The organism is Arthrobacter sp. A5 (genome assembly GCF_051131705.1).
Classification (GTDB): Bacteria; Actinomycetota; Actinomycetes; order Actinomycetales; family Micrococcaceae; genus Arthrobacter_M.
Window position 1 is genome coordinate 2,803,952 of sequence record NZ_CP180316.1, and the last position, 15,005, is coordinate 2,818,956.

At 64.1% G+C, this 15,005-nt stretch carries 13 protein-coding genes and 2 tRNA genes; 4 read left to right on the top strand and 11 right to left on the bottom strand.

Going from position 1 to position 15,005, the window contains the following annotated elements; translation table 11 throughout:
- Positions 1-163 precede the first annotated feature (163 nt).
- Entirely contained in the window at positions 164-295 is a 132-nt protein-coding gene (locus tag ACLLJI_RS13230) for a hypothetical protein (RefSeq protein WP_434612942.1), read from the bottom strand.
- Between the two features lie 364 nt (positions 296-659).
- On the opposite strand from ACLLJI_RS13230, the gene ACLLJI_RS13235 reads away from it, so the two are divergent.
- Positions 660-1,919 (top strand): PQQ-dependent sugar dehydrogenase, encoded by a 1,260-nt coding sequence (locus ACLLJI_RS13235; RefSeq protein ID WP_434612945.1) that lies wholly within the window; start codon positions 660-662, stop codon positions 1,917-1,919.
- A gap of 417 nt (positions 1,920-2,336) precedes the next feature.
- On the opposite strand, the gene serA is transcribed toward ACLLJI_RS13235, so the two are convergent.
- The 5 genes from serA to ilvD form a co-directional block, all read right to left on the bottom strand.
- Complete coding sequence (gene serA, locus ACLLJI_RS13240) at positions 2,337-3,932, bottom strand: phosphoglycerate dehydrogenase (RefSeq protein WP_434612948.1); 1,596 nt, start codon at positions 3,930-3,932, stop codon at positions 2,337-2,339.
- A gap of 215 nt (positions 3,933-4,147) precedes the next feature.
- Positions 4,148-5,173: a ketol-acid reductoisomerase gene (ilvC, locus tag ACLLJI_RS13245; RefSeq protein WP_283560382.1), complete on the bottom strand. Its 1,026-nt coding sequence runs from the start codon at positions 5,171-5,173 to the stop codon at positions 4,148-4,150.
- Positions 5,174-5,235: 62 nt separating this feature from the next.
- A complete protein-coding gene (ilvN, locus tag ACLLJI_RS13250) occupies positions 5,236-5,751 on the bottom strand; it encodes an acetolactate synthase small subunit (protein WP_434612952.1) in 516 nt (171 codons plus the stop codon).
- Positions 5,752-5,753: 2 nt separating this feature from the next.
- Positions 5,754-7,640 (bottom strand): acetolactate synthase large subunit, encoded by a 1,887-nt coding sequence (locus tag ACLLJI_RS13255; protein WP_434612955.1) that lies wholly within the window; start codon positions 7,638-7,640, stop codon positions 5,754-5,756.
- 385 nt (positions 7,641-8,025) lie between these two features.
- Entirely contained in the window at positions 8,026-9,765 is a 1,740-nt protein-coding gene (gene ilvD, locus ACLLJI_RS13260) for a dihydroxy-acid dehydratase (protein WP_434612958.1), read from the bottom strand.
- Between the two features lie 285 nt (positions 9,766-10,050).
- Here ilvD and ACLLJI_RS13265 point away from each other — a divergent pair.
- Positions 10,051-10,126: transfer RNA gene (locus tag ACLLJI_RS13265), tRNA-Lys, on the top strand.
- Between the two features lie 322 nt (positions 10,127-10,448).
- On the opposite strand, the gene ACLLJI_RS13270 is transcribed toward ACLLJI_RS13265, so the two are convergent.
- The 4 genes from ACLLJI_RS13270 to ACLLJI_RS13285 form a co-directional block, all read right to left on the bottom strand.
- The gene (locus ACLLJI_RS13270) at positions 10,449-10,628 is read right to left on the bottom strand and encodes a hypothetical protein (protein ID WP_434612961.1); all 180 of its coding nucleotides are present in this window, start codon (positions 10,626-10,628) and stop codon (positions 10,449-10,451) included.
- A gap of 206 nt (positions 10,629-10,834) precedes the next feature.
- Complete coding sequence (locus tag ACLLJI_RS13275; RefSeq protein ID WP_434612964.1) at positions 10,835-11,347, bottom strand: GNAT family N-acetyltransferase; 513 nt, start codon at positions 11,345-11,347, stop codon at positions 10,835-10,837.
- A 126-nt stretch (positions 11,348-11,473) separates the two neighbouring features.
- A complete protein-coding gene (locus ACLLJI_RS13280) occupies positions 11,474-12,580 on the bottom strand; it encodes an App1 family protein (protein WP_434612967.1) in 1,107 nt (368 codons plus the stop codon).
- A 189-nt stretch (positions 12,581-12,769) separates the two neighbouring features.
- Positions 12,770-13,252: a MarR family winged helix-turn-helix transcriptional regulator gene (locus ACLLJI_RS13285; protein ID WP_434612970.1), complete on the bottom strand. Its 483-nt coding sequence runs from the start codon at positions 13,250-13,252 to the stop codon at positions 12,770-12,772.
- 164 nt (positions 13,253-13,416) lie between these two features.
- On the opposite strand from ACLLJI_RS13285, the gene bcp reads away from it, so the two are divergent.
- Together bcp and ACLLJI_RS13295 are read left to right on the top strand one after the other, a co-directional pair.
- The gene (gene bcp, locus ACLLJI_RS13290) at positions 13,417-13,887 is read left to right on the top strand and encodes a thioredoxin-dependent thiol peroxidase (RefSeq protein WP_434612973.1); all 471 of its coding nucleotides are present in this window, start codon (positions 13,417-13,419) and stop codon (positions 13,885-13,887) included.
- A gap of 90 nt (positions 13,888-13,977) precedes the next feature.
- Positions 13,978-14,062 (top strand) — tRNA-Leu (locus ACLLJI_RS13295).
- Between the two features lie 104 nt (positions 14,063-14,166).
- Here ACLLJI_RS13295 and ACLLJI_RS13300 read toward each other — a convergent pair.
- Positions 14,167-14,922 carry an SGNH/GDSL hydrolase family protein gene (locus ACLLJI_RS13300; RefSeq protein ID WP_434612976.1) on the bottom strand — a complete coding sequence of 252 codons (756 nt, stop codon included), beginning with the start codon at positions 14,920-14,922 and terminating at the stop codon, positions 14,167-14,169.
- Positions 14,923-15,005 lie beyond the last annotated feature (83 nt).

Below are 15,005 nucleotides of genomic sequence, written 5' to 3' on the forward strand. Positions count from 1 at the left end.
ACCGGTGGATGAAGCCGACGCGGGCGGCGGATCATCCGGCGCAGACTTTGACCCGGCCACCGCGCACGATGTATTCGGGCGCTGCTGGAGCCGCGCGCCGTGCGCCGCGTGTGCCGCGGTTGGACCCTTGAACACGCCAGCGGGCACCCGCAATTATGGACAACTACCGCGGCGGAGCGAAAAACTCGAGTGCGATGTTGTCCGGGTCGCGGAATAAGAATCCGGCTCCGTAGCCCGCATCGACGATGTCGCCACGCTCAATGCCGATTCCCACCAGCCGCGTCTGCCACGACACCAGCTGGCTGCGATCCGCGCATGCGAAAGCCACATCATCGAGGCCCACTCGGCGCTCGTCAAATGGCGCACCCGGTCGCTCCTTCGGGGAACTCGCGCAGCCCGGGCAGTGTGCCCGAGTGTGAACACGACGTGCCGGAAGGGGCCGGTGTCCTCATCGAGCACGGGATCCGCCCCGATCAGCCGCTGGTAGCAGGGAACGCTGCGGGATCGGTCACCGTCAGCGCATCGTGTGCAAGGCTCGAGTGCCGGGCCGCGCGGATTCTGCCGGGCAGCGCGCGGGCGGTCGGCTCTGGCTCCGCCCGCCGCATTATGAGACGGTAGCAGTTACACCCCGGCAGGCAGCGTGGAAGGGCAGCACGGCCATGGGATCTCAGCGGAACGGCAGAAGGATTCGCGCGCGGCTTGCCGCGTGCGTGCTCACCGTCTGCGTTGCGTTGACGTCCGGCTGCACGCCGTCTGCCCCTCCACAGGTTCCGGGCGCGGACACCCCGGGTGCGCCGTCGTCGTCCCCCGTTTCGGGCAGCGCGGCGCAAGGCGGTGTTTCGGGCAGCGCGCCGCAAGGCGGTGTTTCGGGCAGCGCGCCGCAAAACAGTGCCGGGCAAGGTACGACGACGGCGCCGCCGACGGTGAGCGCCGTACTTGCCACCGGTCTGAATCTCCCCTGGGCCATCGCGTTTCTGCCGGATGGAACCGCGCTGGTGTCCGAGCGGGACACGGCCATAATTCAGCTGGTCCACGACGGCAGCGCTCCAGCCGCGGGAAAAGCGGAAGTGGGAAAGGCAGCAGCGGGAAAAACGGAAGTGGGAAAAGTCGCGAATGTGGTCCCCGGCGGCGAGGGCGGTCTGCTGGGGCTCGCCGTGGCCGACACATTCAACAGCGACCATTATGTGTACGCCTACTACACCTCGGCGACGGACAACCGGGTGGTCCGGATGACGTATGAGGACGGCCGACTGGGTCTGCAGCAGGTGCTGCTGACCGGCATTGCCAAGGCGAACAACCACGACGGCGGCCGGATCAAGTTCGGGCCGGATGGTTTTCTTTACGTGGGAACCGGCGACGCCTTGCAACAGGACAGCGCGCAGGACAGGAATTCGCTCAACGGCAAGGTGCTGCGGATCACTGCGGACGGGAAGCCGGCGCCGGGAAATCCGTTTGGTAACAGCCCGGTCTACAGCTATGGGCACCGAAACGTCCAGGGCATCGCGTGGGATTCCGCTGGCCGGCTCTGGATCAGCGAGTTCGGCCCCGACATCAATGACGAGCTGAACCTGATCCAGCCCGGCGGCAATTACGGGTGGCCGCTGGTCACCGGCGCGCCCGGGCGGGCCGGGCTGATCGACGCGAAAGTGGTGTGGCCTTCGACGGCGGACGCCTCCCCCAGCGGTCTGGCAATTGTCGACGACGTTGCTTACCTGAGTGCCCTGCGCGGCGAACGGCTGTGGCAGGTGGTGCTGCACGGGACGGATCCGGCCCAGCCGCAGGAGTTTTTCCGCGGCGAATACGGCCGGCTCCGGGACGTCGTCGCCGCGCCGGCCGACCAAAACGAAACAGGTTCCCAACAAAAGCTGTGGGTGCTGACCAACCAGGGAACGGACGACGAAATCCTTGTGGTGGATTGAACAGTCCCTAACCTTTTTCCACCCATTGAGGGATTTCTTCCGTCAACCCGGCGTCGGCGAAGGTTGTCAGGGGTGCTAACGATAGCCGTCCCGGCGGTGCGCGATGTCAACGACGCTCACGATCTGACGGTCCTCGTCGATGAGACTCGGTGCGGATTCTCCAGTAGGGGACCCACGATAAATGATGGGCCGCGTAAGCTGGTCCTTCGGGTAGATCTTCCGCGAGCTGGCGACGGGCCGTGTGAGTGATAAGCAGCGTAGAGGGATTCCGCCCTGCGTTCAGGCGCCACGGCGGCGGCGCAGGTCCATCCCCGCCCCCAGTTCGGATGCCGATTCCGTCTGCCGTGGAGGATGAGCTGGACGGATGCCAGGGAAATTCAACCGGCATCCGTCCAGCTCAAAGGCAATTCAGCTAGGTCAGTCCTCCAGGTCCACCTCGCGGGCCATGGTGGCCCCGATTTCGGACTTGATGGCGTCCAACACATCCTGCGGAACGGAGCTGTCCACCGTCAGCAGCGACAACGCCTGGCCACCCTCCGTGTTCCGGGCAACCTGCATGCCGGCAATGTTAATGCCGCCATCGCCCAGCAGGCGGCCCAGTGTGCCGATCACGCCGGGACGGTCGGCATAGGAGATGACGACGAGGTGGTCACTGATGGGGATCTCAACATCGTAACCGTTGACGCCCACCAGCTTTTCGACCTGCTTCGGCCCGGTAAGCGTCCCAGAAACAGATACCTGCGAGCCGTCGGACAGGGCGCCGCGGATCGTCAGCACGTTGCGGTATTCCCCGGATTCCGTGGTCTTGATCAGTCGGGTATTGATGCCGCGCTGTTCGGCCAGAACGGGGGCATTGACGTAGGAAACCTGCTCGGAAACGACATCCTTGAAGACGCCCTTCAACGCGGCCAGTTCCAGCGCCTTCACGTCGTGGACGGCAATCTCCCCGGCCACCTCGATGTCGATCTGCGTCACGGAATCATGCGTAAGCGCGGTGAAGATCCGGCCCAGCTTTTCCATCAGCGGAATACCGGGGCGCACGTCCGGAGCAATGACTCCGCCGGCAACGTTCACCGCATCCGGCACCAGTTCACCGGCCAAAGCCAGGCGCACCGACTTCGCCACGGATACACCGGCCTTTTCCTGCGCCTCATCCGTCGAGGCCCCCAGGTGCGGGGTCACCACCACGTTGTCCAGGGACAGGAACGGCAGGTCCGTCGCCGGCTCCTTGACGAACACGTCGATGCCGGCGCCGGCAATCTCGCCGTCGGTCAGCGCGGTGTAGAGCGCGCTCTCGTCCACCAGGCCGCCACGTGCCACGTTGATGATGTAAGCGGTTTTCTTCATCTTGGCAAACGCATCCGCCCCGATCATGCCCACCGTCTCCGGCGTTTTGGGCATGTGGATGGTGATGAAGTCGCTCTGCGCGAGCAGCTCATCGAGGCTGACCAGCTGCACCCCCAGCTGTGCGGCGCGGGCGGAGGTGACGTAGGGATCGTAGGCCAGGACCTCCATGTCGAAGCCCTGCGCGCGGGCCGTGATGAGGGCACCGATCCGGCCCAGCCCGATGATGCCAAGCTTCTTCTCGTAGAGCTCGGTTCCGGTGTACTTGGAGCGCTTCCATTCGCCGTTCTTCAGCGCCACGCTGGCGGCGGGTATGTGCCGGGCCAGGCTCAGGATGTGCCCGACAGTCAGCTCTGCGGCGGAGACAATGTTCGACGTCGGCGCGTTGACTACCATGACGCCGGCCTGCGTCGCGGCCTTGATGTCCACGTTGTCCAGGCCGACGCCCGCGCGGGCGATGACCTTCAGGCTGCGGGCCGCGGCGATCGCCTCGGCGTCCACCTGCGTGGCGGAGCGGACCAGGATGGCGTCCACGTCGGCGATGGCGGCGAGCAGCTGGGACCGATCCGCCCCGTCGCAGTGGCGGATTTCGAAATCGGGCCCCAAGGCGTCGATCGTAGCGGGCGAAAGTTCCTCTGCAAGGAGTACGACTGGTTTGGTGGCTGTCACCGGTGACCTCTTTAGCTTGGCTGGATATTCAGGCGGACGTTCAGATGCAATTGGCGGTGAAACGGTGCTGCTCACACGGAAACCGGACTCCCACAGTTGAAGGAGCCCGGCTTCCTTGCCGATATAAGAGACCGACGACGGCGGCCCGTAATGAGCGGGCGCCGATGTGCTGCCCGAGAGGGCCGTCGTCGGCGGCCCGCCGTAGAGAGTGGGGACTAGCGGGCGACGGAGCCTTCGGTGTAGTCGTCGTCGTTCTTGATCCAGGAGAACAGCTTGCGCAGTTCGCGGCCCGTGGACTCGATCGGGTGATCTTCGCCCCTCTTGCGCAGCGCCTTGAACTCCGGGGCGCCGGCATCCTGGTCGTCGATGAACCGCTTGGCGAAGGTGCCGTCCTGGATGTCCTTCAGCACGGCCTTCATGTTCTCCTTCACACGCTCGTCAATGACGCGCGGGCCGGAGACGTAATCGCCGTATTCGGCCGTGTCGGAAACGCTCCAGCGCTGCTTGGCAATGCCGCCCTCAACCATCAGGTCAACAATCAGCTTGAGCTCGTGCAGCACCTCGAAGTAGGCAATCTGCGGCTGGTAGCCGGCCTCGGTCAGGGTCTCGAATCCGTACTGGATCAGCTGTGAGGCACCGCCGCACAGCACGGCCTGCTCGCCGAAGAGGTCCGTTTCGGTTTCCTCGGTGAACGTGGTTTCGATGACGCCGGCGCGGGTTCCACCGATCGCCTTCGCATAGGACAGGGCCAGTTCCTTGGCCTTGCCGGAAGCGTTTTGCTCGACGGCGATCAGGTCCGGCACGCCGCGGCCGGCCTCGAATTCACGGCGGACCACGTGTCCCGGGCCCTTGGGCGCGACCAGGGCAACGTCAACGTCGGCCGGGGGCTTGATGTAGCCGTAGCGGATGTTGAAGCCGTGGGCGAAGAACAGCGCGTCGCCGGCCTGCAGGTTCGGGGCGATGTCCTCCGCGTACACGCTGCGCTGGACCTGGTCCGGAGTAAGGATCATGATCAGATCAGCCTCGGCGGCGGCATCGGCGACGCTGAGGACGCGCAGGCCCTCAGCCTCCGCCTTGGCACGGGACTTGGAACCGTCCTTGAGACCGATGCGGACGTCCACGCCGGAATCCCGCAGGCTCAACGCGTGCGCGTGGCCCTGGCTGCCATAGCCGATGACGGCGACGGTGCGGCCCTGGATGATGGACAGATCGGCGTCGTCGTCGTAAAACATCTCGGTCACTTGTTACTCCTCATAGTTTATGTACTGCAAATATCCAAAAAATCCAGAAGCTCAAAAATGCACTACGCGGTCCGGAGCGCCCGGTCACTCATGGAACGGGATCCCCGTCCGATGGCCAGCGTGCCCGACTGCACAATTTCACGGACGCCGAAAGGCTCCAGCACGTTGAGCAGCGCCGCAAGCTTGTCGGCCGTGCCGGTGGCCTCGATGGTCAACGAATCGGTGGAAACGTCGACAACTGAGGCCCGGAAGAGATCTGCAGCCTGGGTGACCTGCAGCCTCGTGGCGGCGTCCGCGCGCACCTTGACCAGAATGTGGTCCCGCTGCACGGAATTATCCTGCAGCAGCTCAACAATCTTGATCACATTGATCAACTTGTTCAGCTGTTTGGTGACCTGTTCGATCAGGTCACCTTCGGCGTCGACCACTACGGTCATCCGGGACATCCCGGGCACCTCGGTGGGCCCGACGGCCAAAGAATTGATGTTGAAGGCCCGCCGGGCGAAGAGGCTCGCCACTCGGGTCAGCACGCCGGGTTTGTCTTCCACCAGAACGGAAAGTGTATGTCGCGTCGTCATTTTTAGTCCTCTTCTTCCCACACCGGAGTCAGGTTTCGGGCAACCTGGATCTGGCTGTTGCTGACGCCCGAAGGAACCATGGGCCAGACCATGGAATTGGGGCTGACAACGAAGTCGATGACGACGGGCCGGTCGTTGATGGCCAGCGCGGCTTCGATGGTGGCATCGATGTCCTCGGCCCGTTCGCAGCGCAGGCCGACGCAGCCGTAGGCATCGGCGAGCTTGACGAAGTCCGGGATCCGCACCGTGTCATGTCCGGTGTTCAGGTCCGTATTGGAATACCGGCCCTCGTAGAAAAGCGTCTGCCACTGCCGGACCATGCCAAGGGACGAATTGTTGATGACCGCTACCTTGATCGGGATCTTATTGATCGCGCAGGTGGCCAGTTCCTGGTTCGTCATCTGGAAACAGCCGTCGCCGTCGATCGCCCAGACCACACGGTCCGGGTTGCCCACCTTGGCGCCCATGGCCGCGGGAACCGCGTACCCCATGGTGCCGGCGCCGCCCGAGTTCAGCCAGGAATGCGGGCGCTCGTACTTCACGAACTGCGAGGCCCACATCTGGTGCTGTCCGACACCGGCGACGTAAACGCCTTCCGGACCGGTCAGCTCCCCGATCCGCTGGATCACCCGCTGCGGAGACGTCAACCCGTCCTCGGGTTCCGTCCAGCCCAGCGGATACGTCTCGCGCAGGTTGTTCAGGAACGTCCACCAGTCGGCCAGATCCGGGGTGCCGTTCTGTTCGAATTCGGCCTTCACCGCCGCGCTGAGGTCGGGAATGATCTCCTTCACGGAGCCCACAATGGGCACGTCCGCCACACGGTTCTTGGAAATCTCCGCCGGGTCCACATCCGCATGGATGACCTTGGCCAGTGGGGCGAAGGTGTTCAGTATGCCCGTGACGCGGTCGTCAAAGCGGGCGCCTAGGGTGATCAGCAGATCGGACTGCTGCAAGGCGGTGACGGCGGAAACCGCGCCGTGCATCCCTGGCATGCCCACGTGCTGGGGGTGCGAGTCCGGGAAGGCACCCCGGGCCATCAACGTGGTGACCACGGGAATCCCGGTCAGCTCCGCGAGTTCGAGCAGTTCCACGGAAGCATGGCCTTTGATGACCCCGCCGCCGACGTACAGCACCGGCTTCTTGGCTGCGGCAATCAGGCGCGCGGCCTCCCGCAGCTGCTTGGCATGGCCGCGGAACACAGGACGGTAGCCGGGCAGGTCGATCACCGGAGGCCAGGAGAAGGTCATCTTCGCCTGCTGTGCGTCCTTGGCGACGTCCACCAGGACCGGGCCCGGCCGGCCTGTCGAGGCGAGATAGAATGCCTCGGCCAGCACGCGCGGTATGTCCTGGGCATCGGTGACCAGGTAGGAGTGCTTGGTGATCGGCATCGTGATACCTACGATGTCCGCCTCCTGAAACGCGTCCGTGCCGATCACGCCGCTGGACACCTGGCCGGTGATCGCCACGATCGGGACCGAGTCCATGTGGGCATCCATGATGGCGGTGACGAGGTTGGTGGCACCCGGACCCGAGGTGGCGATGCACGCCCCGACCTGGCCGGTGACCATGGCGTAACCCTGCGCGGCGTGGCCGGCTCCCTGCTCGTGCCGGACCAGAACGTGGTTCATGGTTGAGGCCATCAGCGGATCATAGGTGGGCAGAATTGCGCCGCCAGGAAGACCGAAAATATCCTTGACGCCCAGCTCTTCGAGCGAGCGGACAATGGCCTGAGAACCGGTCATCTGCGTGGGTCCGACAATGTTATTGGGTCCAACAATGTTATTGGTCCCCTGGACTGCGGAGGATGCGGCATTTGAGGCCGCCGCAGGAGCGTGACCGTGCGGCTTGGTGGCCATCAGCGACGGGCTGACGGGCGATCCTTTACTCATCGGATTCTTCCTTAGTGGAACACATGTTTCACAGTCTTCAGTGGCTTCTGACTGCTTGGGTCTCGGGTAGGTTCACGTCGGTATGAGTTGCCGCTGGTGGTGGAAACAAAAATAACCCCTCAGCCGGTAAGGCTCTGCGAGGGGTTTGCGCATGGTGATTATCCGAACTGTATCCAGTCGGACTGTAGCTTTTGTAAAGCTAACCAGTCACGCGCTAAATAAGGACGACTACGGATATGAACTGCATATAAGTAGTTTTCCGTTTACCGCTGCAAAGTGTCAAACCAAGCATAACCCGTCTCATCATGCGGACGGAGCGTCCACTCACCGGCCCAGCCGGCGCAGCCTTCCGTGCAGGCAACGCCGGGTGGAACTCCCCGGGGAACTACCCGCAGTAGGCGCCGGTGCTCGCCGAGTGAACCAGCTTGGCGTACTTGGCGAGCACACCCTTAGTGAATTTCCCCGGAATCGGCTCCCAACCAACCTTGCGGGACTCCAACTCCGCCGCGTCAACCAGAAGATCGAAGCTGCGGCCGGCAATATCCACGCGGATGGTGTCACCGTCCTGCACAAAGGCGATCGGACCGCCGTCGACCGCTTCCGGCGCGACGTGCCCAATACACAGGCCGGTGGTGCCGCCGGAGAAGCGCCCGTCGGTGAGCAGCAGAACATCCTTGCCCAACCCGGCACCCTTAATGGCCCCGGTGATGGCCAGCATTTCGCGCATGCCGGGCCCACCCTTAGGTCCTTCATAACGGATGACGACGACGTCCCCGGCCTTGATCGACCCGGACTTGAGCGCCTCCAGGGCACCCTGCTCACGCTCGAACACGCGAGCCGGTCCCTCAAAGACGTCGGCGTCGAAGCCGGCGCTCTTGACGACGGCGCCCTCCGGAGCCATCGAACCGTGCAGGATGGTGATGCCGCCGGTCTTGTGGATCGGGTTATCCAGCGCGCGCAGGATCTTGCCGTCCACGTCCGGCGGGTTGATCTCCGCGAGGTTCTCCGCGAGGGTCTTGCCCGTGACCGTGAGGCAGTCGCCGTGCAGCAGGCCGGCGTCGAGCAGGGCCTTCATGATCACCGGCACGCCGCCGATCTTGTCCACGTCGAACATGACGTACCGGCCGAACGGCTTCAGGTCCCCCAAATGCGGGATTTTGTCCCCGATCCGGTTGAAGTCATCCAGGGTCAGGTCCACCTCTGCCTCGCGGGCAATGGCCAGCAGGTGCAGCACCGCGTTGGTGGAGCCGCCAAACGCCATGGTGACCGCGATAGCGTTCTCGAAGGCCTTCTTGGTCATGATGTCCCGGGCGGTGATACCCAAACGGAGCAGGTTGACCACCGCTTCACCGGACCTGTGCGCAAAGACGTCACGACGGCGGTCCGCCGAGGGCGGGGCTGCCGAGCCCGGCAGGGACATGCCCAGCGCCTCGCCAATGCAGGCCATCGTATTGGCGGTATACATGCCACCGCACGCACCTTCGCCGGGACAGATGGCGCGTTCGATCCGGCCCAGGTCCTCCTCGGACATCTTGCCGGCCGCGCACGCGCCGACGGCTTCGAAGGCGTCGATCAGGGTGACTTCCTTTTCCTGGCCGTCCTCCAGCTTCACGAACCCGGGCATGATGGACCCTGCGTACAGGAAGACTGAGGCCAGATCCAGACGTGCCGCGGCCATCAGCATGCCCGGCAGGGATTTGTCGCAGCCGGCCAGCAGCACGGAGCCGTCAATGCGCTCGGCCATCATGACGGTTTCCACCGAGTCCGCGATGACCTCGCGGGAGACGAGCGAGAAGTGCATCCCCTCGTGGCCCATGGAGATGCCGTCGGAGACGGAGATGGTACCGAACTGCATCGGGAAACCGCCGCCGGCAAAAACGCCTTCCTTGGCGCCCTGCGCCAACCGGTTCAGCGACAGGTTGCAGGGGGTGATTTCGTTCCACGAGCTCGCGACGCCGATCTGCGGCTTGGCAAAATCGTCGTCGCCCATGCCGACGGCACGCAGCATGCCGCGGGACGGCGCGGCGGCAATGCCATCGGTCACTACCCGGCTGCGGGGTTTGATGTCTGGTTTCCCGTCCGACTGCTCGGCCGGGCGGGGGGCTGAATTAGTTTCCACGCTCATAGGCTGAGTCTATGACTGCCGTCCGACAGCGCGCGAACCAGGCCCACCAGCCGGACCGATTCCGTCGGATTGTTGCGTTTTCCGCGCCGGCTCGGCGCCGTGCTGCGGAGCCTTCCGGGCTATCCGGAAGACCGACGACGGCGGCACTCGCCTGGCCGGATGGCCGCGGAATGCGCTGCCGGCTGCGGCGCCGCGCCGATTTCGCAGCGCGGGAAAAAGCATGTAGAGTTACATGTCGTTGCGGGGTACGGAAACGACAAGAATCTCCCCCGGAACGCGCCGAATGCACCTCTAGCTCAATTGGCAGAGCAATTGACTCTTAATCAATGGGTTTCGGGTTCAAGTCCCGAGGGGTGCACCAGAAAAGGAGCCTCTGACCTGCGGAAACGCCGGTCAGAGGCTCCTTTTTGGCTCAAATCGGGCGGTGTTGCCGGTTCGCGGCGGTGTTGCGGTCTCTGAGCCGGTGAGCTGGCTCGCGGGCCCTCCGGCGGCTGTACCGGAAGGCTGCCGATCAGGACTAGGGCAGGACATGGTCCCGGGCTGCCGATTCCAGCTCGGCAGCCTGCGCTTGAGCGAGTCTGGTTTCGGCAGCAACGTCGATGTGGCGGGGCCCTGTGAGGAGTGCGTGGCCATGAAAAGTGTGCCGATGAGAATTCCGATAACGATCGCGATCAAAGACCAGATCAGGTTCCCGCCTGTGTGATGCTGATTAAACCTACCGCCAGCGTGGCGATCTGGGCGTTGCTCATAAACCACAACGGACCGATGTGGGAGACTTTGCCATGCCGCTCGTTCAAAGGGACGTAGTCGATGGACCGCACTTCCAGGCCCCGACCGCGCCCTGCTTCTGTCGTTGCGCTCATCGTACATTTCCTTTGCAAAAGGCGTTGCCGGAGAGGGTAGGCTCACAACGCTGTGAATGTGCCAGGTTAAAGGCGAGGGACCCGGATAGTATCTCGACCCGGTGAACACCCATCCCGGAATTCGGTATACCACGAATGGAGGCGTACGGAAACCGTATGACGAATTGACCATTCGTACGGCGGCCGTTTTCCTTCCCTTGTTCGCGTCAGTCCGTGAGTTCCTCGGCGAGCATGTCCATGAGGAGGCTGTCGTGCCAGCCGCCGTCGGCACCGCGCTCGCTCCGGCGGCGAATGCCAACTGGCCGGAAGCCCACCTTCTGGTAGCAACGAATAGCGCGCTCATTGTCGGCGGCCGGATCTATTTCAAGGCGGTGATGCCGAAGATCGACGACGAGGTGCCGGGCCATGGTCCGCACCGCGTCCGTGCCCAGCCCACGACCGTGGAACGCGGGGTCGAGATAAATGTCCATGGAAGCGTGCCGGTAGTCGGGTTCCTCTTCGGACTGCCATTGGATCCAACCGATGACATGGTCCTCCAGCTCGATGACGTACGGCGTCGAGTCCGGCTCCGCGAAGTCCTGTTCAACGGCGGCGGACATATCTTCGCCGCCTCGCCAGCGAGCGTAGACCTCCGGGGTCCGGCGGATCGCAACAAGGGCGGGGATGTCAGCCGGAGCCGCTGGGCGGAGGCGGACAATCGCGCCGTTAAACGTCGTCACTCTCCGACTATACGTTTGGATGCCCGGGCGTCCAATGGACATCGCGAAAGCGATGCGGCGCAGTCTCACCGGCGTGGGGGGCAGCCCCCGGATCCTGTCAGCGTCGGATCTCTTACGGGGACGCAGTCAGAAGATGCGGAGTTCGCGGAGTTGTTTCGCCATTCCGGCTCCGTCCGGGGCATAGACCCAGTCCGTGAACGGTGCAGGCTGATCCTGGTAACCGTCCGCGGACCGTCCGCCGGAGAGAACTGACTCACCCACCGAGAGCTGCCGGATTGCTACAGCAGCCGTGAGATCAGGGTGCCGCCGGGAAAACTCTGCGTAGATTTCCTCGTCATGCTGGCCGTTGTCGCCGATGAGTAGCCAGCGGATCCCCGGGAATTCCTTGGCAAGGAGTTCGAGATTTCTTCTTTTGTGTTCCCGCCCGCTGCGGAACCACCGGTCTTGGGTCAGACCCCAGTCGGTCAACAGCAGCGCCCCTGCTGGATACATATTCCGGGCCAGGAAACGGGCCAGGGTAGGGGCAGCATTCCACGGACCGGTGGAGAGATAGATGACCGGCGCATCCGGATACTCTACGGCGAGCCTGTCCATTAAGACCGCCATCCCCGGTGTCGGAGTGCGTGCGTGTTCGCTGACGACGAAGGTGTTCCACAGGGCGAGGAAGGGCCGCGGCAACGCCGTGACCATGACGGTGTCATCTATGTCCGACACGATTCCAAACCGTGTGTCCGGGGCAATGACGAAGATCGGCGCTTCCACGGGGCCCGTCCCTGCCGCCCGGAACACCGCGGTATGCCAGCCAGGGTCTAAGCGGACCTGAACGTTAGTGTCTATCAATCCGCCGCGATCAGCGCGCACGCGGTGCAATTCCCCGCCGAGTTCAATCTCGACTTCCCGGTTCTGCACGGGGACGCTCGTGAAAGCGCGCCACCCGCGGACGTTTCCGACAACGGTCTTGGCAGCACGGTCCGTCAGGCCGCCGGCGCCGTGATTACTTGCCAGCAGGACCCGTCCCAGCACCCGAACCCGGGTCGGGGTCCCGTATCCGGAATATGCCACCATCTGCTCAACGAAATTCCAGCGCTTGGCCTGTCGGACCCGCAGCCGGTAAAAGGCGCTTCCCAGCCGCAGAGCAGCGTGGAAGAAGGGCCTGCTGGGCGTCGTAGCTGGGGAAGACGGGTTTGGGGACGACGAGTTTCGGGACGACGGGTTTGGGAACGGCGCACTCATGCTCCAACTGTGCCACACCGAGCGATGTCGGGCCCATCGATGCCCACGGTCATGTGCCGTCTGGTCGACGCCGCGGGTCATGTGCCGTGTGGTCGACGCCGCAGGTCATGTGCCGTCTGGTTGACGCCGCACCACGTTACCCGGATGAGTTAAACCCTCGGGGAGCAGAATCCGGACCCTGTATATCGGTCAGTTACCCGCGGGCGAGTCGGCCAGGGCCGCGCGGGCCCGGCTTTCCACTTCGCGCAGGTTTTGCGCCGTGCTGCTCACCGAGCGGATGATCGTCTTCAGGTCCGACCGCAGTTCACGCTGATCCATCCCCGCGGTTTCCAGCAGCCCTGTCTCCATCTGATGGGCTGAATCCAGCAGGCCCCGGCCCTCATCCGAGAGGGAGACCAGGTGGCTGCGCCGGTCCTGGGTGCTGCGGACACGGTGCACGTGTCCGTGGCTTTCCAGCCGGGAAAGCGTCTTGCCCATGGTCTGGGCCTGCACCCTAACGATTGATGCCAGCTGCGCCTGCGTCATGGGACCATGGGCCGCGAGGACGTCGAGAGCGATAATGCCGGCGTGGGTCATACCGATACTGGCCAGCCGCTCGTTCCAGGCATGCTCCACCAACCGCGCTGCGGTTGAGAGTAGGCGGCTACTGGGCCATTGATCCATATCGGGCATGCCACCAAGTATAGACCCGACTAAGTCCACGCCACTGGACAGCGCCTCGACCAACCCATACGATGTCGATCCTTCCGGCGGCCGCCGGCCTGCGCCGCCGCCGCGTGGCTGTCATCGCTCCCGGCTAAGCTGGAAGAAAACGCCTCAATGACAGGGAGAAAACAATGGCAGAGCAGCTCGCCACCGGTAACGAAGCACCTGACTTTACGCTGACCAATTCCACCGGGAAGCAGGTCTCACTGACGGACTTCCGCGGACGAAAGACGGTGCTGTACTTCTACCCGGCGGCGTCTACTCCGGGATGCACCACCGAGGCCTGCGACTTCCGGGACAACCTGAACTCACTGAAGTCCGCCGGCTACGAGGTCGTGGGCATTTCGCCCGACCCGGAAGCAAAGCTCGCCAAATTTGCCGGCGCGGAAAGCCTGAACTTCCCCCTGCTTTCCGACCAGGACCACGCCGTTGCGGAAGCCTATGGCGCCTGGGGCGAAAAGAAGAACTACGGAAAAAGCTACGAAGGCCTCATCCGCTCCACCGTCGTGCTCGACGGCGAGGGGAAGGTCAGCGTGGCCCAGTACAACGTCCGGGCCACCGGACACGTGGCCAAGCTGCGCCGTGACCTGGGCATCGACTGACGAACCGCCCGGCAGATAATGCGCCGGCCAGCAGGTAGGATGGAGGCTGTTATTCACCGGAACACAGCCACGGTCACGGCATTCCGGAACGCGCGAGTGGTGAAATTGGCAGACACGCAGGATTTAGGATCCTGTACCTTCGGGTGTGCGGGTTCAAGTCCCGTCTTGCGCACCAACAGCATGTCCCGCTGGACGGCGTCGTGGGCGCCTCGGGCCAGTGAGCGCAGCCGAATCAACGCAGCGAACCCTCAAAGCGGCGCACTCGGCGGGCCCGCCTGGTCAGCCAGCCGTCGGCAGCAGCGGCCGCAGGAGTTTTTCCATCCTGATGGCCAGATATTCGTGCCCGAGCACGCTGGGGTGGTCGCCGTCGGGACCGATCAGGGTGTCCTCCTGTCCCTTGAACCAACCGAGCTGGATCGGGTCCACAAACGGCGCGCCGGCTAAATCAGCGGCAGCGGCGATTGTGTCCCGCACGGCCAGCAGCCCCTCGTCCGGATTGTCCTGCACCGCCGCGGGACCGACAAGCAGGATCTGCGCGTCCGGTGCCCTGCGCCGGATCACCGCCACGGTCTCCCGAACCTGGTCGCCGATCTGAGCCAGGTCCTGGCCGACGTCATTTTCCGAACCATAAACAACGACGACGGCGGCCTCCCGGATCACGGTGGCGTCGGCTTGTCCGGCAAACGGCAGATCACCGTCTCCTGGTTCCACATATCCGGCACCGTTCCGCGCGCCGTTCCTCAATTCCACATTGATCCCGTCCTGGGCAAAGTCTTGGACCAGCACGTTGGGCCAGGCAGCTTCCGCCGAGGTCTGAAAACCGGTGCTGATTGAATCCCCCAGCACCACGATGGTATCTGCCGCCGGCTGCTGCCGGGTGACCGCAACCGTCGTCGCCGGCCCGCCGCCGTCGTCCGTCGGCTGGCATGCCGTTAACAGCAGGCCGGCCAGCAGCGACAGGCACAGCACGGCGATACCAGACAACCGGACGGGACGGATCCGCGGTTCGGGTCGGCGGGGCGGGCGCTGCGGCATACCCGGGTTCCGTTTCATGCCACCACGCTAGACCCTCGCTGCCGCAGACGGACCCAGCACACCGGACATTTCCTGTGTGCGTC

What these genes read in the sequence shown, in the direction of transcription:
- ilvN (WP_434612952.1), bottom strand. Translation starts at nt 5,751, where the DNA reads ATGACGACGCGACATACACTTTCCGTTCTGGTGGAAGACAAACCCGGC.
- ACLLJI_RS13235 (WP_434612945.1), top strand. Translation starts at nt 660, where the DNA reads ATGGGATCTCAGCGGAACGGCAGAAGGATTCGCGCGCGGCTTGCCGCG.
- ACLLJI_RS13280 (WP_434612967.1), bottom strand. Translation starts at nt 12,580, where the DNA reads ATGAGTGCGCCGTTCCCAAACCCGTCGTCCCGAAACTCGTCGTCCCCA.
- ACLLJI_RS13300 (WP_434612976.1), bottom strand. Translation starts at nt 14,922, where the DNA reads ATGCCGCAGCGCCCGCCCCGCCGACCCGAACCGCGGATCCGTCCCGTC.
- ilvD (WP_434612958.1), bottom strand. Translation starts at nt 9,765, where the DNA reads ATGAGCGTGGAAACTAATTCAGCCCCCCGCCCGGCCGAGCAGTCGGAC.
- ACLLJI_RS13255 (WP_434612955.1), bottom strand. Translation starts at nt 7,640, where the DNA reads ATGAGTAAAGGATCGCCCGTCAGCCCGTCGCTGATGGCCACCAAGCCG.
- ACLLJI_RS13270 (WP_434612961.1), bottom strand. Translation starts at nt 10,628, where the DNA reads ATGAGCGCAACGACAGAAGCAGGGCGCGGTCGGGGCCTGGAAGTGCGG.
- bcp (WP_434612973.1), top strand. Translation starts at nt 13,417, where the DNA reads ATGGCAGAGCAGCTCGCCACCGGTAACGAAGCACCTGACTTTACGCTG.
- ACLLJI_RS13285 (WP_434612970.1), bottom strand. Translation starts at nt 13,252, where the DNA reads ATGCCCGATATGGATCAATGGCCCAGTAGCCGCCTACTCTCAACCGCA.